At 59.1% G+C, this 25,784-nt stretch carries 25 protein-coding genes; 10 read left to right on the top strand and 15 right to left on the bottom strand.

Translation table 11 applies throughout. The features are described 5' to 3' along the window. The first annotated feature begins 84 nt into the window (after window positions 1–84). Together ppa and AC1RPZ_RS15325 are read left to right on the top strand one after the other, a co-directional pair. On the top strand, window positions 85–612 hold the full coding sequence (gene ppa, locus AC1RPZ_RS15330; protein WP_493137849.1) for an inorganic diphosphatase: 528 nt from the start codon (window positions 85–87) through the stop codon (window positions 610–612). A gap of 231 nt (window positions 613–843) precedes the next feature. Continuing rightward, the gene (locus AC1RPZ_RS15325) at window positions 844–1,593 is read left to right on the top strand and encodes a S24 family peptidase (protein WP_493137848.1); all 750 of its coding nucleotides are present in this window, start codon (window positions 844–846) and stop codon (window positions 1,591–1,593) included. Window positions 1,594–1,898: 305 nt separating this feature from the next. Here AC1RPZ_RS15325 and AC1RPZ_RS15320 read toward each other — a convergent pair whose 3' ends face one another. Both AC1RPZ_RS15320 and AC1RPZ_RS15315 read right to left on the bottom strand, forming a co-directional pair. Next, window positions 1,899–2,057 carry an alpha/beta hydrolase gene (locus AC1RPZ_RS15320; protein WP_493137847.1) on the bottom strand — a complete coding sequence of 53 codons (159 nt, stop codon included), beginning with the start codon at window positions 2,055–2,057 and terminating at the stop codon, window positions 1,899–1,901. Next, window positions 2,017–2,142 carry an alpha/beta hydrolase gene (locus AC1RPZ_RS15315; RefSeq protein WP_493137846.1) on the bottom strand — a complete coding sequence of 42 codons (126 nt, stop codon included), beginning with the start codon at window positions 2,140–2,142 and terminating at the stop codon, window positions 2,017–2,019. Before AC1RPZ_RS15315 ends, AC1RPZ_RS15320 begins: the two co-directional genes overlap by 41 nt. 681 nt (window positions 2,143–2,823) lie before the next feature. Here AC1RPZ_RS15315 and AC1RPZ_RS15310 point away from each other — a divergent pair. From AC1RPZ_RS15310 to AC1RPZ_RS15290, 5 genes are read left to right on the top strand one after another with little or no spacing between them, the layout of a single operon-like run. Beyond that, on the top strand, window positions 2,824–4,203 hold the full coding sequence (locus AC1RPZ_RS15310; protein ID WP_493137845.1) for an iron-containing redox enzyme family protein: 1,380 nt from the start codon (window positions 2,824–2,826) through the stop codon (window positions 4,201–4,203). 13 nt (window positions 4,204–4,216) lie between these two features. Further along, a complete protein-coding gene (locus AC1RPZ_RS15305) occupies window positions 4,217–4,531 on the top strand; it encodes a Rieske 2Fe-2S domain-containing protein (protein ID WP_493137844.1) in 315 nt (104 codons plus the stop codon). Window positions 4,532–4,539: 8 nt separating this feature from the next. After that, on the top strand, window positions 4,540–5,721 hold the full coding sequence (locus AC1RPZ_RS15300) for an MFS transporter (RefSeq protein WP_493137843.1): 1,182 nt from the start codon (window positions 4,540–4,542) through the stop codon (window positions 5,719–5,721). Between the two features lie 12 nt (window positions 5,722–5,733). Next, window positions 5,734–6,951: an ATP-grasp domain-containing protein gene (locus tag AC1RPZ_RS15295; RefSeq protein ID WP_493137842.1), complete on the top strand. Its 1,218-nt coding sequence runs from the start codon at window positions 5,734–5,736 to the stop codon at window positions 6,949–6,951. A gap of 4 nt (window positions 6,952–6,955) precedes the next feature. After that, window positions 6,956–7,639: a phenylalanine--tRNA ligase beta subunit-related protein gene (locus AC1RPZ_RS15290; protein WP_493137841.1), complete on the top strand. Its 684-nt coding sequence runs from the start codon at window positions 6,956–6,958 to the stop codon at window positions 7,637–7,639. 50 nt (window positions 7,640–7,689) lie between these two features. Here the strand turns inward: AC1RPZ_RS15290 and AC1RPZ_RS15285 are convergent, their stop codons facing one another. The 3 genes from AC1RPZ_RS15285 to AC1RPZ_RS15275 form a co-directional block, all read right to left on the bottom strand. Beyond that, complete coding sequence (locus tag AC1RPZ_RS15285; protein ID WP_493137840.1) at window positions 7,690–8,106, bottom strand: Lrp/AsnC family transcriptional regulator; 417 nt, start codon at window positions 8,104–8,106, stop codon at window positions 7,690–7,692. Window positions 8,107–8,452: 346 nt separating this feature from the next. After that, entirely contained in the window at window positions 8,453–9,256 is an 804-nt protein-coding gene (locus AC1RPZ_RS15280) for a general secretion pathway protein GspB (protein ID WP_493137839.1), read from the bottom strand. 2 nt (window positions 9,257–9,258) lie between these two features. Then, complete coding sequence (locus AC1RPZ_RS15275; RefSeq protein ID WP_493137838.1) at window positions 9,259–11,091, bottom strand: ExeA family protein; 1,833 nt, start codon at window positions 11,089–11,091, stop codon at window positions 9,259–9,261. 215 nt (window positions 11,092–11,306) lie between these two features. On the opposite strand from AC1RPZ_RS15275, the gene AC1RPZ_RS15270 reads away from it, so the two are divergent. From AC1RPZ_RS15270 to AC1RPZ_RS15260, 3 genes are all read left to right on the top strand, one after another. Then, complete coding sequence (locus AC1RPZ_RS15270) at window positions 11,307–12,671, top strand: sigma-54 dependent transcriptional regulator (protein ID WP_493137837.1); 1,365 nt, start codon at window positions 11,307–11,309, stop codon at window positions 12,669–12,671. Window positions 12,672–12,731: 60 nt separating this feature from the next. Then, complete coding sequence (locus AC1RPZ_RS15265) at window positions 12,732–12,983, top strand: hypothetical protein (RefSeq protein ID WP_493137836.1); 252 nt, start codon at window positions 12,732–12,734, stop codon at window positions 12,981–12,983. A gap of 512 nt (window positions 12,984–13,495) precedes the next feature. After that, window positions 13,496–15,826, top strand: a complete 2,331-nt coding sequence (locus tag AC1RPZ_RS15260; RefSeq protein WP_493137835.1) for an Ig-like domain-containing protein — start codon at window positions 13,496–13,498, stop codon at window positions 15,824–15,826. Between the two features lie 141 nt (window positions 15,827–15,967). Here AC1RPZ_RS15260 and AC1RPZ_RS15255 read toward each other — a convergent pair whose 3' ends face one another. From AC1RPZ_RS15255 to gspG, 10 genes are all read right to left on the bottom strand, one after another. Then, window positions 15,968–17,815 (bottom strand): hypothetical protein, encoded by a 1,848-nt coding sequence (locus AC1RPZ_RS15255; RefSeq protein WP_493137834.1) that lies wholly within the window; start codon window positions 17,813–17,815, stop codon window positions 15,968–15,970. 505 nt (window positions 17,816–18,320) lie between these two features. Beyond that, a complete protein-coding gene (gene gspD, locus AC1RPZ_RS15250) occupies window positions 18,321–20,549 on the bottom strand; it encodes a type II secretion system secretin GspD (RefSeq protein WP_493137833.1) in 2,229 nt (742 codons plus the stop codon). Window positions 20,550–20,561: 12 nt separating this feature from the next. Next, window positions 20,562–21,200, bottom strand: coding sequence for a hypothetical protein (locus tag AC1RPZ_RS15245; RefSeq protein WP_493137832.1), 639 nt, complete (start codon window positions 21,198–21,200; stop codon window positions 20,562–20,564). Beyond that, window positions 21,178–21,777 (bottom strand): type II secretion system protein GspM, encoded by a 600-nt coding sequence (gene gspM, locus AC1RPZ_RS15240; protein WP_493137831.1) that lies wholly within the window; start codon window positions 21,775–21,777, stop codon window positions 21,178–21,180. Before gspM ends, AC1RPZ_RS15245 begins: the two co-directional genes overlap by 23 nt. Continuing rightward, window positions 21,774–22,883, bottom strand: coding sequence for a PilN domain-containing protein (locus AC1RPZ_RS15235; protein ID WP_493137830.1), 1,110 nt, complete (start codon window positions 22,881–22,883; stop codon window positions 21,774–21,776). The genes gspM and AC1RPZ_RS15235 overlap by 4 nt, the downstream gene beginning before the upstream one ends. Window positions 22,884–22,926: 43 nt before the next feature. Further along, complete coding sequence (locus AC1RPZ_RS15230; protein WP_493137829.1) at window positions 22,927–23,829, bottom strand: type II secretion system minor pseudopilin; 903 nt, start codon at window positions 23,827–23,829, stop codon at window positions 22,927–22,929. Then, entirely contained in the window at window positions 23,807–24,472 is a 666-nt protein-coding gene (locus tag AC1RPZ_RS15225) for a prepilin-type N-terminal cleavage/methylation domain-containing protein (protein WP_493137828.1), read from the bottom strand. Before AC1RPZ_RS15225 ends, AC1RPZ_RS15230 begins: the two co-directional genes overlap by 23 nt. Next, window positions 24,469–24,861 carry a type IV pilus modification PilV family protein gene (locus tag AC1RPZ_RS15220; RefSeq protein ID WP_493137827.1) on the bottom strand — a complete coding sequence of 131 codons (393 nt, stop codon included), beginning with the start codon at window positions 24,859–24,861 and terminating at the stop codon, window positions 24,469–24,471. The genes AC1RPZ_RS15225 and AC1RPZ_RS15220 overlap by 4 nt, the downstream gene beginning before the upstream one ends. After that, window positions 24,854–25,336: a GspH/FimT family pseudopilin gene (locus AC1RPZ_RS15215; protein ID WP_493137826.1), complete on the bottom strand. Its 483-nt coding sequence runs from the start codon at window positions 25,334–25,336 to the stop codon at window positions 24,854–24,856. Before AC1RPZ_RS15215 ends, AC1RPZ_RS15220 begins: the two co-directional genes overlap by 8 nt. Further along, a complete protein-coding gene (gene gspG / locus AC1RPZ_RS15210) occupies window positions 25,317–25,775 on the bottom strand; it encodes a type II secretion system major pseudopilin GspG (protein WP_493137825.1) in 459 nt (152 codons plus the stop codon). Before gspG ends, AC1RPZ_RS15215 begins: the two co-directional genes overlap by 20 nt. Window positions 25,776–25,784 lie beyond the last annotated feature (9 nt).

Raw genomic sequence — 25,784 nt, 5'->3', positions numbered from 1 at the left:
CAGGCGACGGAATATGCCTATAATCGCGGCCACTTTTTGGTCAATCCGGCCAAGTCATTTGGCCACTTACGGGGGCACCGCCCAATGAGCTACAGCAAGATTCCGGCTGGCAAAGACCTGCCGAACGACATCTACGTCGCGATCGAGATTCCGGCCAACCACGCGCCGATCAAATACGAAATCGACAAAGACAGCGATTGCCTGTTCGTTGACCGTTTCATGGCCACCCCAATGTTCTACCCGGCCAACTACGGTTTCATCCCGAACACCCTGGCAGACGACGGTGATCCCCTCGACGTGCTGGTTGTGACCCCTTACCCGGTTGCTCCAGGCTCGGTGATCCGCGCACGTCCAGTCGGCATCCTGAACATGACCGACGACGGCGGCGGCGATGCCAAAGTCATCGCAGTTCCACACGACAAGCTGTCCCAGCTGTACGTTGACGTGAAGGAATACACTGACCTGCCACCGCTGCTGATTCAGCAGATCGAGCACTTCTTCGCGAACTACAAGGATCTCGAAATAGGCAAATGGGTGAAGATCGAAGGTTGGGCCGGCGCAGACGCCGCTCGCGACGCGATCATGAAGTCGGTTGCTGCCTATAAAGGCTGAGAAGCAGCAGTAAGCTTCTAGCGGCAAGCTTCAAGAGAAACCCCGGTTATCCGGGGTTTTTTTATGCGTTTAAACCGCCAGAATAAACAGAGCGTTTAATGAAACAAAGTCTAACGTTTAGACGTGTTTAATATGAACTAACAATATCCTGCACTACACCAGAATATTCCCGCGAAAATTGACCCGGTTGTTTATTTAATCCCGCCACCCCGGCCCGTAAACTCCGTAGTTATGAAAAAGCACAAATGCGGCCCACGCTTCAAAGCGCTCCTGAAAGCGGTGAACATCACCCCGACGGAATTCGCGGCCTTCTGCAACGTTGAGCCCCAGCACGTGAACAACTGGTACATCCGCGGCGTTCCCTACCCGCGGATGGACGAAATCGCCCGCCTTTTAAGCGTCAATAGCCTGTGGCTGCTCAACGGCGAAGGCCCCATGCCCCCCTATCCGGGCCAACTTGCCGATCAGACCGGCAATGTTTTCGACGCGCAAGAAACACGCGGCGTGTACATCGTGAACGTCGATTCGGCCGATATAGAAATTCCGCTGTATAAAGAAGTCCCCACGGCCCCCGGCGCCAGCGACACCCAGGTTGCCGAAATACCCGGCGAGTTCGTCCGCCTGCCGCGCCACTATCTCGAGGGCCTGGAAGTCGAGCCGGCCCAGGCCATCTGCGTGCCTATGGTTGGCGACAGCATGTCGGAGAAAATCGAGGACGGCTCAACGCTGGCCATCGACCGCAGCCTGACCCAGGTCGTCGACGGCCAGATCTACGCCCTCGAACACGCCGGCATGCTGCGCATCAAATACCTGCACCGCCTCCCCAACGGCGCTCTGCGACTGCGCAGCCACAACAGCAGCGGCTACCCCGACGAAATCTTCAGCGCCAAAGAGATCGAAGCGCAGAACATCGAAATCCTCGGCTGGGTTTTCTGGTGGTCCACGCTGAACAAACAGCGGCCGCCGGTGCCGTTCAGTTGAAACCCCACCGCCCTTTTAAGCAGCACAATGCTCTGGGTAGCACTTCAAGCTGGGAATTTTCCAAAAAAATCAGTATGCTGCGCCCCACATTTGCATCGACTCGCCCTGCGCCGGTCCGATCGCACCGACAAGGCAGATGACTTTCTCGCCAAGTCCCACAGCCGGACGCAAGATCCGGGTGTACGTTTTGAAGGCTGGTACGGTTTACCAAAAATGAACCAAGCCCGTCCCCGAGAAGCCGGCCACAAGCCGGCTTTTTAATGCCTGAAATAATCCTGTCACTGCCATAGCCAGCCCCTTGAGGGCTACTTAAGCTGAAACTGCGGGTCGCCCGTCAGTTTGAACATTAACTCAACGCCTTCGGGCCAGGGTCCATATCCGGTTTGGCCGTTGATATGGCCAGCACTTTCCACCCAGACCAATTCACTGCCCCAAGCCTGGGCGCACCAGCACGACGTCCCCATCAGCTGCAGCTATTGCCTCATTCAGGCGCTCAACCCAATCCTCAGCGACTGGCGTTTCCCAGTCCTGTTGCTCAACCCTGCGCAAGCTTGAAAACTGCCGCTAAAGAACCATTGGGCTGCAAAGAACACCAGCACACCGATGAAACTCGACAATGGAACTTTAGACATTCTTCACCTGGGCAGAGGTTAATCAAAAGAATTAAAAACGCAGCTCAAAGTTAAACTTTAACGACTGCCTTACAACCCCCATAAAACACCTTCAAAAAAACATAAACACCACCCACCCCGGCACAACGCAACGCAACATAAACTTTCCAGTTTCAACACATATTTATGCTGGACGCACGCAGGCACCCGTTCCAAGTGGAGGCGTTACTAAAAACGTTGAAACCACGAAACTGTCCGAGCGCACAGCCACAACTAAAGCACCGACGTCTAGTCGACGCTTCGCGAATGCTGGATGCGCATCCTCACTGACTTCCTGGAGGGATCGGGCTAGCCGGCATCAACTCCTTGACAGACATCATGTTTCTCCTGAATCCCTTTCAGTCACCGGTCGAAAGGCATGCCAAGTGCGCCCGATAAAAACCGACGAACATGTGTAGCTGCCACCCCGGCAAAAATCAACCAGCCCCAACGACAAAGAAAACTCCCCCTATGCGTTTAGTAAATTTCACTACATGCGCGCACAATTTTTAATCTGTCTTTAAAAAAGACAACGCTATAGCATCTGGCCATCGAACAACTCCGCAGAAAGGCACTACTTATGTTATGGACAACTAAGCTTTCAGATGACTCGGCAACCTTTATTTTAAGTGCGGATGCCGAAGCGCTGACCCACTACTGTGGCGCCAATGCCTTTGCTCAACCTCGCACCTTCTATACAAGTAGCCCGTATCAGCGACCTTCCAGGCCGCAGGATGTCAACGAATCAATCATCAGCACCCGCCTGACAAGCGACCAGCTTTCAAACAGCCAACATCTATTGGCGCAGCGGTTGTTATTGAATATTTATGAGCAAGACCTGGTCTTTTTACCCAAGCCGCCAATGGAGCTGGACCTCAAGGAATTCAAGAATTTCTACGATCCCCAGCAAGTAGCCTGCGGCAAAAAGATTCGTCCGCTGCTGGAGTACTACCTGTACAACTGGCTCAAGGAAGAGGTCCACATCAACGGTCCCTGGTGCCTGGAATCCTTCGTGGCCCACACCGACAAGGTATTGGATGACGTCGCCCAGTCCGAATCCAAACTCTATGAGGTGCTGACCACCAGCCGGCAGCCAGAACGTGCGGCCAGGTTTTTCATGGCTCAATGCGCAGGCGACTTTCTCAGTGAAGCCTCGGCCATGGCGCGCAATGTGCTGGGCAACTGCGGTGTTTACACCAGCGAGTTGTTCAAGATCCTGATCGACGAGTATGGCTACGGCATCGACAAAAAAAAGCACAGCACCATTTTTGAAGACATGCTCAAGGACCTGGGCATGTCGCATCACGTGCACCACTATTGGCAGTTCTATACCGCCAGCTCGCTATCGCTCACCAACTATTTCCACTATGTTTCGGCCAACCATGGCGAGCTGTTCCGGTATATCGGCGCCATGTACTACACCGAAGCCACGCTGGCCCTGACGACCAAGCATCAGTCACGCGCCATCAAGACTATCTTCAACGGCACTGTGTCCACCGAATACTTCGATGAACATTCACACATCGATGTCCATCACGGAAGAATGGCCCTCCAGCGCCTGATCATTCCCATGATCAAGCAATTCGGCAACAAGATAATCCCCGACCTTATCCGCGGTTTTGAAGAGTTCAAGTTGCTTCAGGACATCGCCGACGAAGAACTCTATGCCCATATCAAATGGCATGACGAGATGGACGAACATCGTGCACAGGCCGCTGCCCTCCAGGGCCGCAAGCCGGTGGACCTGACCATTACCGAATCCGAACATGAACTGTCGGTATTACACACCCACCCGAATGATGAGTTGTTCTGGGTCGAATCGGGCGAGCTGGATTTCATCGCCAGCCCCGAATTGACCATCCGCCTCAAGGCCGGGGAAGGCGTCGTGATTCCCAAAGGGATGATTCATGGCACGTACGTCACCAGCACGTCCTGCACTTACACCGTCACGGCCATTTGAGTAAACCCGCCCAATGAAAGCCATCAGCCTGAGCATCACCCACGCCAACTATGTAGCCGTGGAAGAGAAAACCTACTTTCTCAAGCGCCACGCTTATTCAACCCAACTATTGCCAACGGCTTGCCCCCATCGAGGTGGCCCGTTGCACATGGGCGAAGTGAGCGGTGACGGACAGAGTGTGATCTGCCCGTGGCACGACAATGCTTACAAGGTGTGCAACCTGGAAAAGAAGTCCCTGCCCACCGTCCGTGTCAGAAACCAGATCAGTACTGTCGTGGGCGCCACCGACCGGTGTGTGCCTTTACTTAAAATCTCTCGTTACGATTGACGGATCTTATGACTAATAAATCAACACTTGCGGCGTTCTACTCGATCGTAACCCTCTTTACCGGCCTGGACATGGCGATCGTCATTGCCATGGTCTGGTTTGGCCTGGAGACCACCGGCTCGACGTTCCTGGTCGGTGCGACCTTATGTGTGGCGACGGTGGTGCCTTATTTGTGCGAACAGTACATCGGCAAGTTTTTCACCATTGAACTGAGCATGAAACGGTTGTTGTACATTCGCCTGACAGCGTTCGTCGCCGTCCTGGGCCTTTCGTTTACCGACGCCGCCTTGCTGCCGATCGGTTTCCTGGCCATCGCCTTTGTGGTGGGTGTCACTGACTACTTCACCATCAGCACCCTGGAATCGAAAAACACCAAGCTGGTGCTCGCCGGCCTGACCAACAGCGACACCTCGTCGCGACTGATGCAAACCTCCATCCAGATCGGCGCTTTCGGCGGCGCCCTGCTGGGCGGCGTGATTGTGGATGTGTTCTCGGTCAACCAGACCCTGCAGATCATCAGCCTGGGCGCGATCCTCTCCCTGGTGGCCATGCTCTTCGTCGTGGCGACACCCACTGCCGACATGCACGAGCAAGCAGCAGACATCAACACCGCACAGCCGCTGCACCTGCCGCGCAACCTGTACATCCTGATCATCGTACTGAGCATGATCGGTTTCCATATCGGCGCGTTCAACAGCCTGGTGCCGATCGTTTTTCAAAAGCTCAATGAGTGGAACGCGACCCTGTTTGGCGTAGCCAGCGGCCTCGCCGGTCTGGGTGCATTCAGCGCGGCGGTGTTGCCACGTATCAAGCTCAACAGCTACAGCGCCATCTTGCTGGTGATCCTCGCTGACGTGGCGATCGTTTATTTCCAGAATCTCTACGTGATGATGGCGGCCGCCTTTCTACTGGGCTTCTGTATCAACAGCCTGCGGATCCAGCTGCGTAAAACCCTGATTGAGTCCGCGCCTAACGCTCGGATAGCCGACGTCATCGCCGCCAAAAGCTCGCTCTACTACCTGCTGGTCAGTGGCTCGGCGCCGATGATCCTGACGTTCTTTACCACGGCAGGATTCCTCGGGCTCGAAGGGGCACGCCTGTTGATGATCGTCTCCGCCGCCCTGTTGGCAGTTGCCGTACTGGCCTGGAATCTCACGCCAGCCGTCGTGGCCACCGCCACCACTGAATAAGGAGTACATGACTTGAAAACCGTACTGATTGTTGACCCGTTCTCCACGGGCAAACTCTACGCCCCTTTGCTCAATGCCCAAGGCGTGCGTTGCATTGCCGTGATCTCCACACGCAATTTGCCCGAGCACTTCAGCAATGACCTGATCACGGAAAATTTCCAGGAGGTTTACTACTGGGAAGAGAGCCTGCTGATTACCCTGGAAACCCTGTCGCTGAGCGCCGTGATCGCCGGGTGCGAAACCGCGATCTACCTCACGGATTACCTGACGGAAATCCTCGGTATCCCGGGCAATAGCCGCATCACCAGCGACCTGCGTCGCAACAAGTTTTCCATGCAGCAAGCCCTGAAAAAGCACCAGTTGGCGAACATTGCATCACAACTGCTGAGTTCGCCGACCCGCATTGCCGAAGTGGTCGCCTCACTGGATCCGGCGGCCACCTACGTGGTCAAGCCGCTGAATTCGGCCGCCACCGAGGGCGTGGTGTTTGCTCAAGGCAAGGACGCAGTAGAGACCGCATTGAACAACGCGGCCTGGCAGCAGAAAAACGACCTGGGGGAAATCAACCTAGGTTTTATCGTGCAGCCGTTCGTATCGGGCCCGGAGTACGTTGTCGATATGGTCGCGTTTGCTGGAACGTACATTATTGCCTCGGTGTGCAAATACACCAAGATTCAGAAAAACGGCAGCATGTTTGTCTACGAAAGCCTGGACACCCTCGATCCCCGGGCGCCGGACCTGCAACCCCTGATCGACTATGCCCGCCAAGCGGCAGCGGCCTTGAGCATCGAGGTCGGCCCGATTCACATGGAAATCATCTGGTCTGACGCCGGCCCCGTGATGATTGAAGCAGGCGGCCGATTGCACGGCGGCATCGCACCGCAGCTGTTTCAACAGGTGTACCAGCCCGACTTGCTGTCGCTGGCCATTGACTGCTATCTGAAACGCCCACGCCCCCAGGCTGATGCTGTCAGCCAGACCAGCCATGGCCGCATCGGCTTCTTCTGCTCCGACGAAAGCCGCACCTTCCGTGCGCCATCGCCGCAGGTATTGCAGAGCGCGGTTGAGGATGTTGCCTATTGCGGTCACCGGTACTTCATCAGCCCAGGCGACACCACTGCGCTCACCATCGACTTCGCCACCTGCCCAGGCCTGTTCTGGCTGCAGCATCCCTCGGCTCCGCAACTGGACATCAGTACCGACAATCTACGCAAAAAGTTATGGTGTTAAGTTTATGAAAAGTCGCTTGATCATAAGAAAGTCAGCCCGTGACCTGGGCATCAATAACGCGTGTGCCGCCGTTATCGAAGACATTACAGTGTCTGATGATCAGAGTTTCGTGGGCGTCCTGCAAAGCAACTTGAATCACGTTGCGTCCCGCCTGAACGAGTTGGACTCGAACATCATTTACGACGGCTTTGCCAAGCAACTTAAAAAGCTGGGTTATGAAAACACCGTCAGCGCCAACGAAAAACTGCTCCGGCGCTTCATCGCCAAAGGCGTCCACCCCATCAACAATATCGTGGATGCCTATAACGCCGTGGCGATTCGGCATGGGGTCAGCATCGGCGTGCACACCTATCATCAGCAGGATGATATTTACGTCATGCGTTCGGAGAAACCCAGGGCTTTCCGCCCGCTCTTCGCCAAAAAGGACGTCACGATTCCCGTCGGCGATATCATCTATACCTGCGGTGACGTGCCCTTGGCGAGCATCGGCAAGGTCGACGCCGATGCCCATGACTTCAGGCTGACGAAAGAGTCGTCAAGCCTGCTGGTGGTGGTATTGGGACATGACGACACGCCGTTCGAGTTCAATCAGGCGGTTATTGAAGAACTGGTCGATACCCTTCGCCAGAGAATGCCAGCCTTGAGTCATCACTTTCTCGAAACCGTACACGATCTGAAATACAGCTAACCTCAGGCATCATGCAGCCGCAGCCGCGTACCACGGCGGCGGCTGCATTGCTAGCGCCAGGCCTTCAGTACCGGGTTTACCACCACTTCTCTCACATGCTCGATCTTCAGCAGGTTTTCCTTGAAAACCATCAGTTCTTCAAAGCTCCTGTATTTGACGTCGAGCATCATGTCTACATCGCCAAACAGCGAAAAGGCGTGAACCACCTCGCGATACTGGTAGATCTTCGGAAACACTAGATGGCAACTGCTGCCATTGAGCTTCAACATCAAAAACGCTGATTGCTGTGCTTCATCATCCTCAGCAACACTGATGGTAAAGCCCAGGATAATGCCCTTATCGATCAGCTTTTGAACGCGCGACTCCACAGCGGTTCTAGACTTGTGAACTTGTCGCGCAAGCTGCGCCAGGCTGACCCTGGAGTCATCCTTCAAGGCAGCAATTATCAGTTCATCAACCTTGTCCACTCTGCCGCCCCCACATTTATCTTTTCTATAGCAGACTTTCATTACCGATCACGCACACACCATTGGCCGCACTTGCTAGCACGGCCCTAAAGGTCAGACGAGTGGCTTTACCATGGACTCAAAGGTAGCCAACTGCTCAACGTCGCAGATTTTACCCCGTGGGGAGCACCGAGGTGAGCTTAAATCTGTTCGCTTAACCGCTGCGGCTTTGGTGAAGTGGTCGCGGTGCTTTGTGGGCTTTGCCCGAGCGCAACCATCCGAGGGATTCTTATTCCAACGGGTCTTCGGCCATTAGGGTCGCTAGCTTGATCGCCTACTTGATCGCTTGCTGGAACCCACCAAGACCTCAGTTCATACCGATCCAGAACCTGCCCCCGCGGTACGTGAAAACGATTCCGTCACGGGTGATCTGCTGCAGTTGCAGTTCAGCACTCAACTGCTCGCCTTCGTGCAGAGTCCGGCCGCTCACGCGGATAAAGCGTGCGGGGGGGTTAGCCGAATAAATGTGTACGGTGAAAGCCATTTCCCGTAGCTGTTTCTGGATATCTGCCGGCAGGGTCTTCCAGTGACTCACCCCGTTCAAGACTTCCGCGGGCGGCGCTTCACTGGTCGCTCGCGGGGCCGGTAACGGCTGCCGCGGCACCGTTTCGCGTGGTATGACGCCACCGCCGACCGGCATTTCCAGCACCACCCGGGGACTTGCCGACACTGCCGAGGGGTTCGCCGAAGCGGCACCGGCGCCAGGCATGGCACCCTCCTCGAGATGAATCCGAACGCCGGCCATATCCTGCAAGGCCGGCAGCCCGGGAGCCCGCTCCTGCGACTCCACCACTGGCAAAACGGGCGGCACTACTGGCACTGCTGGCACTGCTGGCACTGCCGGTAAGTGAGGGGGCGCCGCCGGGGCTGCAAGTGGCGGCGACTTAGCCGGGAGCGGCTCGCTGATGACGCTCTTTTCCCCACCGAAGCGAGCCCAACCCAGGCTGAGCAGCAAGGCTGTAACGGCGAGCAAGGCCGCCCATTTCCAGGCACGCTCGCCAAACCTGCCCGACAGGGTCTTGACGAACTCCGGTTGCGAGTCGATGTGGGGAATCTCTCCAAGATTGCGTTGGTTCTCGGAGTTTTTGAGCGCATTGAGGATGTAAGACATGCTCAGTCACTCTCCGGCTCGACGGCCGTCAACAAGGGAATGTTCGTTTCCGTCAGGGTGCTGAGTTGTATGAGGGTCTGCGGCCCGACCACAGCATCGGTCACCAACCGATAATGGTGCTGAAAGGCCAACACTTGCAGCTGCAAGGTCTGATCGTAGTAATCCCTCCTGGTCGCCTGGACCGGGTGCCCTTGCAGTCGCGCCAGCTGTGCGTCCAGCCAAGGTACCAATGCACTGCGCGCCTCCGGACGCAGCGGCATCTGATAACCGGGCGGCATGCGCCAGAGTACCAACTGATTGTGCTGCAACCAGCGACGCAACTCCTCCAGTTCAACACTGCGTACCTCTCCGGCGATGTTCAGGCGCGCCAGGCCCTTTGGCCGCTCGACGCCGATCAAGGTGGCGAAGAACGACTGCCCGGCCGCATTGAACAAATTGATCACCGCCGGCTGATTCAGCTTCAGCAACTCATCGAGATCGGCCGGCTGCTGCAGGCAGCTCAGGCTGTGCAAACGGGCGAATCGGCAGATCAACGGGGTAGCAACCGGGTCGTACTCGATCCCCCATAGACGAAACAGGGCCTGATAGGCCATGGCCTCGGTCGCGGCCAGATCCGTGCCGTCCGGCCAGTGCCAGAGCGATGGGCTGGACGGTAGTGCTGGCCGCTCGGTCTGCGCGCTGATGGGTATCGGGGCTGGCGGTGGTGCAGGCGCTTCTTGCGGCACACTGACCACGGGGGTCTGTACGGGTAGCATGGCCGGGGCGACAGGCTCGGGTGTCTGTACAGGCGCAACGGCCGGAGCGCCGGGTTCGGATGTCTGTGCAGCCGCAACGGCCGAAGCGACGGGCTCGGGCGGCTGTACCGGCGCAATGGCCAGGGTTGAGGCCTGCACCGCGGCCGGCAGTGGCTGCAGCAGGCTGACCTGCTCGAGCCGAAATCCTTTCGAGTACCAAAAGCTCCCCAATAGCAAGCCGATCAACGTCAAGGAGAGCAGCACCAGTCGCCAGCGCGGCGCAGGCCGAGGACGCTGCCCCCGAACTTCACGTGCCGCCCGCGTCAACACCCCCCAACCGACTCTGGAACGGCGCTCCACGAAAGCCCCGAGCAGGGCCCGATCGCAAATGATATTGACCATCCTCGGCACACCGTGGGTCAGCCGGTGCAGTCGCCACAGGGCCGCCCGGGTGAACAACGCAGCATCGCTGCCGCCGACCGCCAGCCGGTGGCACACATAGGCCCCCAGTTCGGAACGGGACAGGGCATTGAGGTGATAACGCGCAGTGATGCGCTGATTCAACTGGCGTAACTCGGGCCGAACAAGCATGTCCAGCAGCTCGGTCTGACCGATCAGAATGATTTGCAAGAGCTTCTGACTGCTGGTTTCCAGATTGGTCAGCAGGCGAATCTGCTCCAGCACCTCAAGACTGAGATTCTGCGCCTCATCGATGATCAAGACGGTATTGATGCCCCGGGCATGTGCGGCCAGCAGATGGGCGTTCAACGCATCGATATAACCCTTGATATTGCTCCGACTGGGGCAATAGTCGATTTTCAACTCATCGCAGATAGCTTCCAGCAATTCGGTGATGCAGTACTTCGGATTGAGGATGAAGGCCACCTCGGCGCAGGCAGGCAACTGTTCGAGCAGACAGCGACAGACGGTGGTCTTGCCCGTGCCGACATCCCCCGTCAGCAGGACGAAGCCACCGTTACAGTTGATGCCGTACAACAGGCTAGCCAGTGCCTCGCGGTGTTGCGCGCTGAGGTACAGGTAGCGCGGATCCGGCGCAATGGTAAACGGCAGTTCCGAGAAGCCGAAATACTTGCTGTACATGGTTATCGAACCTCACCAGCCTCAAGCAACTATAGAGGCCCCAGCGCCAGTTTCCAGTGATCGGCCAAAACCTTTGTCTCGTACTGGCTGGTCGCCATTCCTTTCGTCACTTGGTCAGAAAACTACCAGTGCTGAAACTATGCTCCTAAGTGAGTTGTAACAATTCTGACAGCAGGTAGTTGCAACGTAATAAATGTGTATCAAGGGCTTGAAAAATGTCTTCGACCACTCATCCATTGCCAGGATCGTCCCGCAGAGCACTGCTGCTCGACCTGTCAGACGATGAGCGGTTATATGCCAGCCTGCAGCTACCCTCCTGGACCTTCGACCGGATCACCTCGGCGAGCCATAACCCAACCTTGCTCAAACAAGGCCGCTATCGCATCGGGGTCGCCCTGTTGCCGAACACCCTCACAGAGGAGCAGCGCGAGCAGGTCGAGGCCTTGCTCAGTGCCGACGAGCACCTCTCCTGGGTCGCCCTGACCAACCCGGCGAACCTTGATGATCTGGAGTTCCGTCGGTTGATCTACGAGCATTTCTACGACTACTTCTCGTTGCCGCTGAACGACAACTGCACCCACCTGAAAAACGCTCTCGGCCATCTGCAGGGCATGTCCATGCTGCGCGATCTAGGGCAGGAAATGCTGCTGCCGATCGAGGAGTGCCAGATGGTCGGTGGCACCAAGCAATTTCTCGCGATCTTCGATCTGATCCGCCGGGTCGCGGCGGTCGAAGCGCCGGTGCTGATCCGCGGCGAGACAGGCGTCGGCAAGGAGATGATCGCCCGCGCCATTCACCAGCGTTCCAAACAACACGCCGGCCCCTTCGTCGCAGTGAACTGCGGTGCCCTGCCCGAATCCCTGATCTACGCCGAGTTGTTCGGTTATGAGAAGGGCGCCTTCACCGGTGCCTACAAACGCAAGATCGGGCGCATCGAGTCGGCCGAGTCCGGCACCATCTTTCTCGACGAAGTCGGCGACCTTCCGCTCCAGTTGCAGGTCTATCTGCTGCGTTTTCTCGAACAGAAGACCATCGAGCGACTTGGCGGCAACCAGACCCTGCCGGTCAACGCGCGGGTGGTGGCGGCGACCCACGTCAACCTGGAGCAGGCGGTGATCGATGGGCGTTTTCGCGAAGATCTCTACTATCGCCTGAATGTCCTCAATATCGACGTGCCATGCCTGGCAGAACGCGGCAGTGACATCGAACTGTTGGCACGTTATTTCCTGCACAAATTCGCCAAGGAGCAAGTGAGTAGCGTGCACGGTTTCACCCACCAGGCCATCGCCGCCATGCGGTGTTACAACTGGCCGGGCAATGTCCGTGAGCTGATCAACCGCATCCGCCGCGCGCTGGTGATGAGTGAAAATCACATGATTACCGCCAGGGACCTGGGACTGGAGGAAAGCGAAGAACAGCTTGAGGTCAAACCCCTGGAACAGGTGCGGGCACATGCAGAAGAACTGGCGGTGCGCAACTGCCTGAACCATTCGATGAACAATGTATCCCAGGCTTCCAAGCTGCTCGGCGTGTCCCGCGTCACTCTGTACAGGATCATGGACAAGTACGGCATCCGTTGAGACCAGACACGACTGGCTCGCTTTTTGCAATTTTCTCCCCGAATCGGGAGGAAAACGACTATGTACCGGCGAGAGCGACGCTCAACCGACCGCAAACCACTGCTGAAGAGGCGCGCGGAGGATGTCGACAAGGTGACGCCAGACCGGAAAGCCGACCAGTACACCTTCCCCTTGTTCGCTGCCCCGCCCTTCCTGATCTGGTACCACCGCCACCACAAATACCTCTTGTGGCAGCGGCTCCACCCCAGCGTCACGCCGATGATCCTGCTATGGGATGAGGATGAGGACGCCGAACCCGAACTGCAGTCCTGAACTCAAATCCGCACCAACCATCCCCCACCCCAGGCTTGCACCCGTGCTCGAACCGACGAACGGCGAGCGCCGGGCTAAATGGCCTGGTCCTTTTGGCAAGACCATTTTCAGATCATTTTTTAACCAATTTATACTTGGCTATGCCTTTTTTGTATAAAAAATGAGCAAGTGTCATGTTAGATTTCCGCCCCTTTTAACGACTGCTCAGAAAACGAACAGTGAGTAAAGCATGCTGTACAGGAATCAACCCCGCTGCCACAGGCAGTGAACAGGAGGTATACGGTTCATCCGCTGACGTTACAGTTCTAGTGAGTGATCAAGGGGTCTTAATCAGGTAGCCCGGCTGCCCTCAATCAAGTTGCAGAAAGATCCTCTCCCGACAAAAGCAAAGCCCGAGCAATTGGGCGACGCAACGTCATGGGGCCCACTGGGAACACCGAACTGCCGAAGGAAAACCTCCCTCATGGCACGCCGTGAAGAGGATCTTTTCTGACTCTGCTCAGGAGAGACCCATGCGTCCGCTTCGCCCTTACACGGCCTCCATTCTGGCCATCCTGGCTTTCACCAGCAGCCTGGCCCTCGCCGACCAACCGGTCGCCTCCACCCAGAGCCTCGCCCAGCCCGACATCCCCAGCCTGCAAGCTGCCCGTGAGTCTGCCAGCGGCCGTAGCCAAGAACTGCTGAGCCTGTACAAGCGCTGGAAGAAAGCGCCGGCCAGCGAGCGCTCCGCGCTGCTTGAACAACTGATTGGCAAAGCCGAACAGCGTCGTCAACTGCTCGTCGATCTGGCACAGAGCCATCCGCAGGAAGTGCTGCGGGTGACCGTGCCGACCGACCAGCAGACGGGTATGCCGCCCGAGGTGGTGGCCAAGCTGGAACAGCACCTGGAGCTGGAAGGCGAACTGGAAGTGGTTTACGAGGACTACGAGAACGGCGATCACAAGCTGCGCCACTTCCTCAAGACCCCCTTCGGCGAACGCTTCGAACTGCGCCTGGCCAACGCCCAGCGGGAATGGCGCAGCGGCCTGAAGGTGCGCGCCCAAGGCTGGTTGCTGGCAAATGTCGATGGGGCGAGCGCCTCGATTCAGGGTGATCTGGTGGTCAACGACGACGATACCGGCCTGCTCCTGCTCGCCGGTGGCCCTAACAACACCAGCACCAGCACCAGCACTAGCACCAGCACCACCAGCACCACCAGCACCCCCAGCACCAGCACCACCACCAGCGCGATGCCCAATACCTTGGGCGCCCAGCGCACCCTGGCGGTCCTGGTGAACTTTCAGGATGCCCCGAGCAACAAGCCGTGGACCACCGACCAGGTTAACAGTCTGATGTTCGGTAGCGGCGGCGTCAGCGACTTCTACAAGGAAAACTCCTCCCAGCAAACCTGGCTGACCGGCAGTGTCGCCGGCTGGTACACCATCCCGGTGAGCAGCACGATCTGCGATGCTTCTGCCATCGAAACGAATGCCAGGTCGGCGGCCCAGGCGAGCGGCTACAACCTGAGCCAGTACGACCGCTTCGTCTACATCTTCCCGAAGAACGCCTGCGGTTACTCCGGCATGGGCCAGGTCGGCGCCTTTCCTTCCGCCGCCTGGATCAACGACAGCATGATTCTGCACACCATCGCCCATGAGATGGGCCACAACCTCGGCCTGCAGCATGCCCATGCCCTGGACTGCGGCAACACCACCCTGGGCAGCACCTGCACTTCTCAGGAATACGGCGACACGCTGGACGTCATGGGTTATTTCGGCACCGTCGGTGATTTCAACGGCTTCAACAAGGAGCGCCTGGGCTGGTTGGCCAGCAGCAATATCATCACCGTCAACAGCAGCGGCAGCTTCTACCTGAAGCCGGCAGCCGCCCAGACCTCCAGCGCCAAACTGCTGAAAATCGCCAAGGGCCTGGATAGCAGCGGCGCGCCCAGCTACTACTACGTCGAATACCGCCAGCCGGTTGGCTTCGACGCGCAGCTCCCCAATCTCGGCGTGATCGACCCGAACAACATATTCAGCGGCGTGGCCGTGCGCGAGGCCAGTCCGAGCGACGGCAACAGCGGCTTCCTGCTGGACATGACCCCGGGCAGCGACTTCGTCGACATGAAGGATGCAGCCCTGACTGGCGGCCATAGCTTCAGCGACAGCGGCATCAACATCACCACCCAGTCGACCGATGCCAGTCAGGCCTTGGTCACCGTCGACATCGGTGGCGGCAGCGCGCCGACCTGCACCCGCAGCGCACCGACCGTCAGCGTCAGCCCGGCGCAAAGCACCTGGCTGCCGGCCGGTAGCAGCTTCAGCTACACCGTCACGGTGACCAACAAGGACAGCAGCGCCTGCGCCAGCAACAACTTCAGCCTGAGCCCGATCAATCCCGCTGGCTGGAGCGCCAGCCTGGGCAGCAGCCTGAGCCTGGCCCCTGGTGCCAGCGCCAGCGTCCCCCTCAATGTCACTACGCCGAGCACCGCCGTCGACGGTTTCTATAACGTCGGCGCCAGCGCCGCGGCCAATGGCCTGAGCGCCAGCGGCAGTGCCAACTTCGTGGTGAACAACCCCGCCACGGCGAACCAGCCGCCCAAGGCTGTGAACGACAGCGCGCTGCTCACCAGCCTGAACCCGGTGGACATCGCCGTGCTGGCCAATGACAGCGACCCGAACGGCTATACCCTGAGCATCGTCACCTTCACCCAGGGCAGCAAGGGTAAAGTCAGCCTGAACAGCAACGGCACCCTGAAGTACAGCCCGACCAAGTCGCTGAAGAGCACTGACCAGTTCAGCTACACCATCAGCGACGGCAAGCTCAGCGCCAGCGCGACCGTCAGCATCAGTCTGACGCCCTAACAAAGCGACCGAAGCCGCAAAAAAAAGCGCAGAGCCTAAAGCCCTGCGCCTTCTTTTTAAAAAGGGCGCTGCTGCACAGCGCCCTTTTGCCTTTTGCCAAGCCGGCGGCCCTGTCCTAGAGGGTCGTAAAGCCATTACCCACTATTGGCAGAGAGGGCATTTGGCAGTGTCCGTTTTCGGAGCGACAGGAGTGCCGGTGATGGCCCCCAGGCCCTGAGCACTGGCGGTGTTATTAAAGAACACGGTGCCAGGAGCCGGACCACCCGTGAAGCTGGTAGGAGTGTAGGTCTGTTTGAGCACCACCTTCTCTCCCAACGCCAGGCTGCCGGTGCACTGGCCGCTACCCGCCGTGCAAGTCAGGTTTGCCCCACCGCTATCCTTGACCAGGGTCGGTACTGCCGAGTCTTTGATGAGCACACTGTTCAGTCCCTCTTGGCCGGTATTGGTGACGGTGATGATATTGCTCGACTTGATCACCACCTGACCGTTTTCCACAACTACCTGTACGCCATTGCAGACCTTGGCGATGCTCAGATCCGGCTGCAGAGTCAGTTGGCAGTTCGCAGTGGCGTTCGAGCCACCCAGGAGCGGTCCGCCTGAATTGGCGAAGAAGCTCAGGGCCACTGTATCGGAGTACGAGACAGTCGTGACCGGGCTCACCTGATAGCTGCCCTGGTAGAGCGCCTGCTTATGGGGGGCCAGAGTAAAGCTGGCGGAAGAGCCCAGGGTCAGGTCGGCGGGCACGATATCAGTGGGGTCGCCGCAGACCCCGTTGCCGTCATCGATGCACACCGCGTTGAACGTGGAGCCGGCGGCGTTATCATCCAGCTTGATAAACAACGACTCTCCGCCGGTATTGCTGGCGATACCTGTGAATTTCACCGTGGCTGTATCCCCGGTCGCATTGATGCTCGTGGTACAGGCCTTGGTGACACTGGCGCCGCAGACTGGGAAAGAACTCAGCACGAAATCCTTCAGCTGGGCAGTTTGCGACTCGGCTGAGCGGGTTTCGGCGAGGAAGGAGGCGAAGCAGGGAGTGGTCCCCAACAGCCGGGTGACGTTGATCCCACCCTCGAAGAAGCTCTCGAAGGGCAGCCCGCTGCCAGATTTCGACGCGTAGGGCCAAGGTGGCGAACTCTGCGACGTCAGGTTGGTGATGGCGCAGGCCAGTTTATCGCCGGCCCCATCGCATTTGGCACTGGTCGACCTGATCACCAGATCAAGCGGGCTGAACTTGCCGCTCGTCTCGTCGGGGTCGATGTTACCGTTGTGGTTCGCGTCATTCGGGTCCCATTGATAGACCTTGACGATCGGCACCGCCCCACTGGCCTGCGGGTAATCCACGATAACGAACATATCGCCCGGCAGAAACTTCCCAGGGTTGGCCGGGTCCGGACGCAATGCCACGTGGGTGCCGGTGAAGGTGCCGTTCGGGCCTGGGGTAACCGGGTTCTGGAAGAACCAGAAGCCAGCAAAGGCATCGCCGTTATTGGCTAAACGGTCCAGGCCGAAGTAGACCATCAGATCGCCGGCCTTATGGACCGGAGGCCCGACCGCCGTGGGATCCGAGCAGAGCACCGGCATCTTGCTGCCATTCACGCAGACGTCGGTCGGGTTGGTGTAGGCCGCCGCATAGGCATCGGTGATGTCGTCCTTGTCCGGTACCGCACCGTTGGTAAATCTCCAGGAACTGACATCATTGACATCCTTGGAACCGCCCGTGGTGAAGATGCTGAGGGGTGCCGGGTCGGCAATGATCCCGGTAAAGGTAACCAGGTTGGCGCCTTTGGTGCCCGCAAAGAGTCCGCCCCAATCATCACCAGGGACAGCGGGATCGTCCGGAATATTGCCGTCCAACTCGAACAGCCCTGGGGGGTTACCGTCGACGGCGTGAGCCATCGTGCTGACCATCGTGCTGGCCACGCCAGCCGCAAAGATTGCGCCGAGCAAACAGCTCGGCAGCTTTCTCAACAAGTTCCGCGTGTTCATATGATTGCTCCTCCGCCTTGACCTCTCAGGTCCTGCAAGAGGTGGCGAGCTCAGCTTTCCACTCCGCCCGAGCGGAATACCAACGGCTTTGGACAAAGCCCTTGAACCGACTGGTCAGCTGTAAATCTGGCAGGTGTTAGCAGATCCCGATTTTATTATCTGGCAGAACGCCTCCATCGAAATCCCGATCCGGAGAACAACAGACTCTCCTCGCGATTAAAGCAATCAATTCTTATGCCAGAATATTAACTATCTGTTTTATAAGAACTTTAATAGAAAGCAAGGTAACTAAATAGAGCATTAGAGAGCATTGGCGGGACGCCAAAGGGAAATCGCGGGGAAGGTTGTTAAAGCGGGTTAACAGCCGCACCGGCAATCCAGCCGGCAATGGTTCCATACCTCAATTATTTCAATACCTTGACGGCATGACAGGGGAAATCGCACCTGTACAGATAGCGTAACAGGCCCGAACCTGCTCTGTGTCCGGGCTTGGCTCACGCCATCGCTAAAGCTGACGACCCTGGCCTTGCCAGGCATCCTGCGGCAGTGTCACGCCCTTCAGTTTGTTGCGGTATTCCTTGGTGACATCTCGGGCTTCATCCGTGCTGGTCACCGCTGTCGGGGTAATCATCACCACCAGTTCGGTGCGGCCCTGCTTCTTGCCCTGACTGCCGAACAACCAGCCCAGTACCGGGATGTTTCGCAGGTAAGGCAGCCCCTCGTTGTGGCGCTCGGTGTCCTCCTTGATCAGGCCGCCGAGGACCAGGGTTTCCCCGCTCTGGATCGCCACGTTGGTCTTGATCTTCCTCTGGTTGATGGTCGGCGAGTCGATGCTGGAGGAGGCGGTGGGAGTCACATCGTTCACCTCCTGGGTGATCTCCAGCACGATCATGCCGCCGGAGTTGACCCGCGGGGTGACCTCCAGCAGGACACCGGTGTCGCGGTACTGAATCGTACTGGTGACCAGCGCCGAGGGGTTGGCGATCGGGTTATTGACCACCCCGCTGGTGTTAGCGGTTTCCGAGGTGCGCACCGGCACCTGGTCACCGACGCGAATCGTCGCGGTATGGTTGTCCAGTACCATCAGGGTCGGCGAGGAGACCACGTTGATTTTCGAATCCGCTGCCAGCAAGTCGAGCAACACCTTGGCGCCGGCCGCATCGAAAACGCTCAACGAACCCGTGGGCTTCAGGTCCGTCGGGGTGACCAGGGGAAATTTGCCGAGCGTGCCACTCAGGCTTTTGCTACCAATGGCGCTCTTGAAGAACCACTGCAAACCGTAGCGCAGCTCGTCTTGCAGGGTAACCTCGACAATGGTTGCTTCCACCAGCACTTGCAGCGACAGCACGTCGAGCTTCTGGATCGCCTGCAGGACCTTCTCGTAATCGGCAGGTGTGGCCATCACCAGCAGCGCATTGTTCTCGTCGTCGGCGATGATACTGACGTTGCCCACCTCCATAGCGGTGCCTTCCCCGCCCGTAGTGACCAGTTGCGGAGCGCGCTCGACCTTGGGCTTGGCGTTGGCGTTGGCGTTGGCCTCAGGCTCAGCCGCCGATGTATAGGGCATAGCCGTAGCCGATGCGGCTGGCGTAGCGTCCTTCCCGTTCTCATGGGCGGCCCGCTGCCCCTCGAACAGCTGGGTAAGGATTTCCGCCATGTGCTCTGCCTTGCCATTCTGCACGTGATAGATGTACATGCTCGCGCCCTGGCCGTTGTCGGCAAGATCGAGGCGCTCGATCCAGGTTCGCGCGTCCTCCAGGTATTTGGCCTGGGGGGTAATCACCATCAGGGCGTTGAGCCGTTCGATCGGCAGGAACCGCACCATGCCCGCCAGCGGCCCGGTGGCGGCGTCACCGAAGATGGCCTCCAGTTCCTTGAGCACCACTGGGGCATTCACCGACTGCAGGCGGAACAGACCAATGGACATGCCACGCAACTGATCGACATCGAAGACCCGCACGGTGTCGCGAATGTTGTTCAGCTCCTCCTGGGTACCGGCGACCATCAGCAGATTGCGTGTCTCGTCGACCCGCATCAGCCCCTTGACTGGCTTGAGCGGCTCGAGAATCTTTTGCAGTTCGGCGGCCGAGATGTAGCGCAAAGGGATCACCAGCAATTGGTAACCGCGCAGTTCCACCGGATTCAACCGCGGCACCAGCGCACTCGACGGTGCGGACTCGACAGGCACCACTTCATAGAAGTTCTGTGACTTCACCAGGACCGCGCCGTTGACCTGCAACAGCGTCTCCAGGGTCGGCAGCAGCGCCTCTTTGGTCAGCGGCCGGCTGGTCTGCAAATTGACCGTGCCACTGACGTCTTTGTCCACCACATAGTTCAGATGAAGGATCTCGCCAAGGATGATCTTGATCACCTCCGCGATCTCCATCTGCTGAAAATTCAGGGTGATATCGCCCTCCTCGGTCAAGGGCTGAACAGCACCATTGCCCAGCTCGACCATGCTGCCGGAGCCACGGTATATCTCGGCGCGGGGTGACTGATTGGCCGCGCGGGGCGGCGAGGAAGAGGCCTCACGGCGAAACGCCTCCGCCCCCGTCTTCGGCGCCGTGCGTGACAGGCGCGTGCTACCGGGCGCCGGTGCCGCGGCCTGCTCGGCCTTATGACCCCACGGATTGTCCAGGGTGGCCCGATCGCCACCGGGAGTCATTGCGCAGGCCGCCAACAGCAAAAGACTGTTGAGCAGAAAAGGGCGAGCCACGCACCAGAACTTCTTCATCAGCCTTCTCCTCTACCCCTGCCGGGCCGGCGCGGCGGGTGCCGGCGTGGTCGCGGGGGTCGCTCGAATCGTTGTCTTGCCAGTCGGCGCTTTTGGCGGGACGGGTTTGCCCGGCTTCGTCTTGGCGGTCGGCGGTCTGGAGCCTTCCTGGTGTTCGATCGGCTCACGCAGTGGCATTTCCACCTGCCGGTTGCCGTTACTGAGCAGCACGCGATCAGTGTCGATGCGCTCCAGCCGCCAGTTGTCGACGAGCACCATGTCCAGCTCCAGCAACAGGTGTTGCGTGCCCCGACGCTCGCTGAAGGTCGCCAACCGGCGCCCCTTCTCCAGCGCAATGCCGGTCAAGCGCCAGGCCTCGCGTAACTGCTGCGCATCCAGGCTCTCCTGCCCCCCTCCTTCCCTGACCACCGGCGGGCGCCGTGTGTTGCTGAACAAGGGGCGGTCGATCATCGGCTGGAACTCGGCGAAGGACGGGCGCGCAGCGTCCGGCACAGTCGTAGTCGCAGTCGCAGTCGCAGGCTTACTCGCCTCCGTCTCCTTGGCACCGGCCAGCTGCGGCAAGACAAACAGCACGAGCACGAGCAGCAACACCCACCACCACCAGTGCGCCCGTAGCCAGCGCAGCAGCTCATTCATGGGACGCCTCCTCACGGGAGATGAAGCCCTTGAGATCGAAGGTGACATCCAGCGAGGGTACAGCCTTGATATCCGCCGCCTGACGGACGCGCTGCATGTCGACCCGCGGGTTGCTGAGTACCACCAGGTTCTCCACCAACAGCAACGGTTCGTGATACGCCAGCTCATAGAGCAAATGCACCAGATGTCCGGTTTCGCCGCGCATATGCACCTTGATGCCCACGGATGGCAACACTGTCTCGGCATCCGGACTGTTAAGAATCTGGGTGCTGACCACCTGCCCCCCGATCTGCCCGATCAGTTGGCCGATCAGTTGCTGTAACGCGGCACTGGCCAGCGCCGGCCGAGTCTCGGCAAACACCAGCCGCGACATCGGGTCGTTACGTCGCAGTTCGGTCAGGCGGGCTTCCTGCTCGGGCAGCTCGCCAACCAGGCGCTGATAAACAGCCAGCCGTTGTTGCAGACTGTCGATGGCCTCTTCATCGGACCGGAAACGGCTGAGCAATGGTCCAAGCACCACCCACAACAACAGGCTGACCAGCACCAGCAGAATAAGCACAGCCAGCAACTGCCGCAGACGTAGCGGGATCATGGAGTCTCCTGCACGGACCGACGCTCGGCGAGCAGGCTGAAGCGATCCTTCAGGGTCGTTGGATTACTGGTGATCGGTGACGCATAGCTGACGTTGTGCAGAGTCCTGGACTTTTCGAGCAGACCGATCAGTGCCGAGGCCTCGGCCGATTCACCTTCGAAACGTACCCGCTCACCGCTCAGTTCGAAGCGGCTGAGCCAGGTGGTGTCTGGAAGCAGGGCTGTCAATTCGTTGAGAATCCGCAAAGCCTCACTGGCGTGAACCTGTTGTTCGCGCAGATAACTGCGTCCGGCCTCCAGCCGCTGCAGTTCGACACGGACCGCTGACGCCCGCTCGGCGGCCACCTTGGGCACACCCAGTTCGCTGGCCAGGCGCTCGGCGCGTTGGTGCTGTTGTAACAGCGGGAAAGCCACCAGCAACAGCAGCCCCAGTAGCGCGGCCACCTGCAAGCGGCGGTTACCGCGCCAACCCGCGTTGCGATTGCGCACTCGGCTACCCGGCAACAGGTTGACTGACTTGCCCGTCCAACGCTCCTCACCGTCGGCCAGGGTGATCACTGAAGGCTGCACGCCCAACCCATCGAGGCGCTTGAGCAGCTCATCCAGGTAGGCGCGCAGCACCACCAGCAACTCCACGTGCAAGCGCTGCTGGCGGCGGTCGCGTTCCAGAATACGGTAGCCGAAGTACACCTGATCGCTATTGAAGGGGGTATGACGATCCATCTCGAAGCGCAGCACGTTGCTCAGCCCTGCCTCCGTGGCGGCGGGCAGGCTGAGAATCTTGCGCAGGACCTGCTGGCTCGCCAGCAGCACAATCACTTGGGAGGCCTTCGTCGTCCGGCTGAGCAACGGCTCGATAAGCTCCGTCGGCAGCTCGCCGTCTTGCCCCAGAGCGGCGCTGACCAGCGTTTCACTCTGGCTGTAATTGCCGAAACGGATACTGCACTGTCCCTCTTGCAGGACGATAAACAGCAGATTGCCGCGGCGCCGCAAACGCTCCAGCCAGCGTTCCGGAATCAGGCCGAGCAACTCCTGACTCCACCACAGCCAGAACCGCTGAACCACGACGATCAGGGACGCCATTGCCAGGCGCAAGCGGTTGTTCATGCGTGCCTCCCGTGTTCAAGGACGCTTCAATAGCAACAGACGATCACTGTCGCTCTGTGCTCTGCAATACATCGAAACTCTGTCCGCGCCCGAAACCTTGCACATGTGCCAGCACTTGTTGCCGGGCCGTTACACCTATGCCCAGCGTTGTATCGGTAACGATAGAGTAGTTGACGCCCGGCGCATTGGGTGCCAGAAGCATGGGGTCCACGCCACTCAACAGCGGCGGCCGCTGACCACTGGCGTAGCTACGTCGACGTTCCTCGATAAAGCGATCGACGCTATCGGGGACGATGCCCGGCAATGCCAGCAACACCTCGCGCGGAGCGACCAGGGGATTGACCTCGGCCTTGTTCGAGTAAATGGTCAGTGCCGGTAGCACCTGCTGGTAAAGTTCCTCCGTCATGCCCAGCACCTGGCGCAGCTCCTCCACACTCTCGAAGGGTGCGTTGCGCGGCCCCGGCTTCCCGGCCGCCTTGTACTGCTCCTCCTCGGCACCCATGGGGCTCAGTTCCTGGTCCTCATCACGCCAGTCGATAATCGCACTCGTCATGGCCAATGCTGCCTGCTCTGTCAACCCTACGGATTTGAACAACCCTTGCAGTAGTTGCGGACCCGCTTCGTTGAGGTCAATCTTGCCCTGCTCGTCGAACAGCGCCACCTCGACGCTGATGCCATCAAGCACCAGCGTGCGCGTGCTGCCATCGGCCAGCCAGCCGGCGGTGTTCGTCTGCAGCAGACTCCACAGGCCCCAGTTGACCCCCGCCTCAGTGACATGCCGACCTTGCGCCGCCAGACGCAGGTTGCTGGCCAACTGCAGCTCGATGCGAGTGCTGGCAGAGAGACTCAGAATGATCAGGGACAGCAGCACCAGCAGCCAGAGCACGCTGACCAGCGCTACCCCGCTGCTACGCCTGGGTGCATCAATGGCCATTGACGATGGCATAGGCCATATCCTTCGGCGCCACCAGTAATTGCGGAGCACTGTCACGCTGACGCTTGGGCGGTGTCAGGCGCAACAAGACAGGCAGACCGGCCTGTTTCTGCCATTGCGACTGCCAATCCAGCCCGCCCTCGGGGAGCCGCTCCAGGTAGCCGAAATGCCAGGCGCTGGGCTGGCCCTCGATCAGTACCTGACGTTTGCCGTTATTGGCCAGAGCTTTGACAATCAGCGCCCAGCTGACTTTCTCCGACTTCTCGAAGGGCAAATAGCGCAATTCCAGTTGCCAGGCGAGCCCCTTGCCCGCGAGCTGCTTGTCCTGCACCAATTGCACCCAGTAGAGCTGCTTGCTGTCACCCAGGACCGGCAGGCGCGCAACAAAGATCAGCCCCTGTTCCTCACCGAAGAAGGCCATCTGCTGCTTGTCTTCGTCATCCTGTACCTGGATGGAAACAGGGCTCTCCAGCAGACGGCGCAGCAGCGTCTGAGTCATATAGCGCTGTTCCATGTCCTGCTGGCGCAGCTCGGCAGCATCCCAACTGCGCAGGGCAACATGCAGCCCGCCATAGGCCAGCATCGTCACCAGCATCGCGAGGATCAGCGCCACTAACAACTCGACCAGGGTGAAGCCATGATCCACGCGACTCATGGTGCCTCCCGCAGCAGCCTGACCGTGCTCAGAGAGACCCGCTCGGCCGGACCCGCGCCCCAGCTGACCGAGACCCGGATCAACCAAGGGCTGATGCTGTAATGCTCGCCAGCCTGTTGATTGTCGAAGTGATAGGGTTCGATCTCGCTTTGCCAGCGGTAGTGACTGTCCAGCCGCCCCTCCTTCTTGCCCCGGCTATCGGCGTTGAGCCGGGTCAGCACATCCGCCAGCTGTGACTCGGCCAGTTGCAGGGCCACCTGATGATGCTCGGCGGCTTCCAGGGCCTTGAACGACTGAGAAACAATGCGCATCAACACGCTCATGCTGAGACTGAGGATGAGGAAGGCCACCAGCACTTCCAGCAGGGTAAAACCGCGCGAATTATTCATGCGGCTGATCCTCTGCCTGCGCCGCTGTGCGCTGTACACGCCCGCTCAGCCAGTCGACGCTGATCACCTCATTACGCGCTTCCATCCTCAGCCTGAGGCTGCCGCCGGAGGAGTCGCCGCTCGGGTAAAAAAGGATCTGCGCCGCACCTGTCGCCCTCTCGCCCTGGACCGGGCCGTCCTTCAGATCCAGCTCCAGGTGCTCGGGCAAGGTGTAGGGCTGCTCCCGATAACTCAGGTGCAGGCCTCTGTTCTCGGCATCCTGGCTGATACTCACCACGGTGCCAGTGAGGATCGCCTGACTGCGTGCGTGACGCAGCAGGGCCACCATTTTACGGCTCTCCGCCTCCAGGGTGAGGCCTGGCAGAAAGCGCTGGAACCCCGGGCCTACCAGGCTGATCGCCAGACTGGCGATCACCAGCACCACCAGCAGTTCCAGCAAGGTGAAGCCCCGCTGCTCAGTCCCAGCTATGCACATCGCGGTCCTCTCCCTCACCGCCCTCGCGCTTGTCGGCCCCCAGGCTCCAAAGGTCGAATTCACCGTGCTGCCCCGGCGAGCGGTATTGGAAGTCGTTGCCCCAGGGGTCCTTGCGGATCACATTCTTCTTCAGGTAGGGCCCGTTCCAGCCTTCGACATTGCGCGGCTTGGTGATGAGTGCATCGAGCTTCTGCTCAGTGGTGGGATAGCTGCCCAGCTCCAGCCGGTACAGATCCAGGGCCGCACTCAGTTCCTGAATCTGCAGCGCGGCCGCCTTGGTCTTCGAGCCGCTCAGTTGTTTGAACACCTGCGGCCCGACCAGGCTGGCCATCAGACCCAGGATCACCAGGACCACGAGGATTTCCAGCAAGGTGAAACCCGCACTACGCTTGCCTGTACGGGTCGTTGAAAAAGGATGACGCCAACGTCGATTGTCCATGTGGTTCTC

Source organism: Pseudomonas sp. GW822-FHT02D10 (assembly GCF_058802345.1).
Note: the sequence above shows the minus strand (reverse complement) of the source record. Positions and strands in the feature narration are given on the sequence as shown.

Excerpts from the sequence above, each read along its gene's own strand:
- AC1RPZ_RS15320 (WP_493137847.1), bottom strand. The coding sequence starts at position 2,057 with ATGGGGACGTCGTGCTGGTGCGCCCAGGCTTGGGGCAGTGAATTGGTC.
- AC1RPZ_RS15230 (WP_493137829.1), bottom strand. The coding sequence starts at position 23,829 with ATGCCATCGTCAATGGCCATTGATGCACCCAGGCGTAGCAGCGGGGTA.
- AC1RPZ_RS15215 (WP_493137826.1), bottom strand. The coding sequence starts at position 25,336 with ATGTGCATAGCTGGGACTGAGCAGCGGGGCTTCACCTTGCTGGAACTG.
- AC1RPZ_RS15280 (WP_493137839.1), bottom strand. The coding sequence starts at position 9,256 with ATGTCTTACATCCTCAATGCGCTCAAAAACTCCGAGAACCAACGCAAT.
- AC1RPZ_RS15270 (WP_493137837.1), top strand. The coding sequence starts at position 11,307 with ATGTCTTCGACCACTCATCCATTGCCAGGATCGTCCCGCAGAGCACTG.
- AC1RPZ_RS15255 (WP_493137834.1), bottom strand. The coding sequence starts at position 17,815 with ATGAACACGCGGAACTTGTTGAGAAAGCTGCCGAGCTGTTTGCTCGGC.
- AC1RPZ_RS15275 (WP_493137838.1), bottom strand. The coding sequence starts at position 11,091 with ATGTACAGCAAGTATTTCGGCTTCTCGGAACTGCCGTTTACCATTGCG.
- AC1RPZ_RS15265 (WP_493137836.1), top strand. The coding sequence starts at position 12,732 with ATGTACCGGCGAGAGCGACGCTCAACCGACCGCAAACCACTGCTGAAG.
- AC1RPZ_RS15305 (WP_493137844.1), top strand. The coding sequence starts at position 4,217 with ATGAAAGCCATCAGCCTGAGCATCACCCACGCCAACTATGTAGCCGTG.
- AC1RPZ_RS15260 (WP_493137835.1), top strand. The coding sequence starts at position 13,496 with ATGCGTCCGCTTCGCCCTTACACGGCCTCCATTCTGGCCATCCTGGCT.
- AC1RPZ_RS15290 (WP_493137841.1), top strand. The coding sequence starts at position 6,956 with ATGAAAAGTCGCTTGATCATAAGAAAGTCAGCCCGTGACCTGGGCATC.
- gspD (WP_493137833.1), bottom strand. The coding sequence starts at position 20,549 with ATGAAGAAGTTCTGGTGCGTGGCTCGCCCTTTTCTGCTCAACAGTCTT.
- AC1RPZ_RS15225 (WP_493137828.1), bottom strand. The coding sequence starts at position 24,472 with ATGAGTCGCGTGGATCATGGCTTCACCCTGGTCGAGTTGTTAGTGGCG.
- ppa (WP_493137849.1), top strand. The coding sequence starts at position 85 with ATGAGCTACAGCAAGATTCCGGCTGGCAAAGACCTGCCGAACGACATC.
- AC1RPZ_RS15325 (WP_493137848.1), top strand. The coding sequence starts at position 844 with ATGAAAAAGCACAAATGCGGCCCACGCTTCAAAGCGCTCCTGAAAGCG.
- AC1RPZ_RS15310 (WP_493137845.1), top strand. The coding sequence starts at position 2,824 with ATGTTATGGACAACTAAGCTTTCAGATGACTCGGCAACCTTTATTTTA.
- AC1RPZ_RS15235 (WP_493137830.1), bottom strand. The coding sequence starts at position 22,883 with ATGAACAACCGCTTGCGCCTGGCAATGGCGTCCCTGATCGTCGTGGTT.
- AC1RPZ_RS15300 (WP_493137843.1), top strand. The coding sequence starts at position 4,540 with ATGACTAATAAATCAACACTTGCGGCGTTCTACTCGATCGTAACCCTC.
- gspG (WP_493137825.1), bottom strand. The coding sequence starts at position 25,775 with ATGGACAATCGACGTTGGCGTCATCCTTTTTCAACGACCCGTACAGGC.
- gspM (WP_493137831.1), bottom strand. The coding sequence starts at position 21,777 with ATGATCCCGCTACGTCTGCGGCAGTTGCTGGCTGTGCTTATTCTGCTG.
- AC1RPZ_RS15220 (WP_493137827.1), bottom strand. The coding sequence starts at position 24,861 with ATGAATAATTCGCGCGGTTTTACCCTGCTGGAAGTGCTGGTGGCCTTC.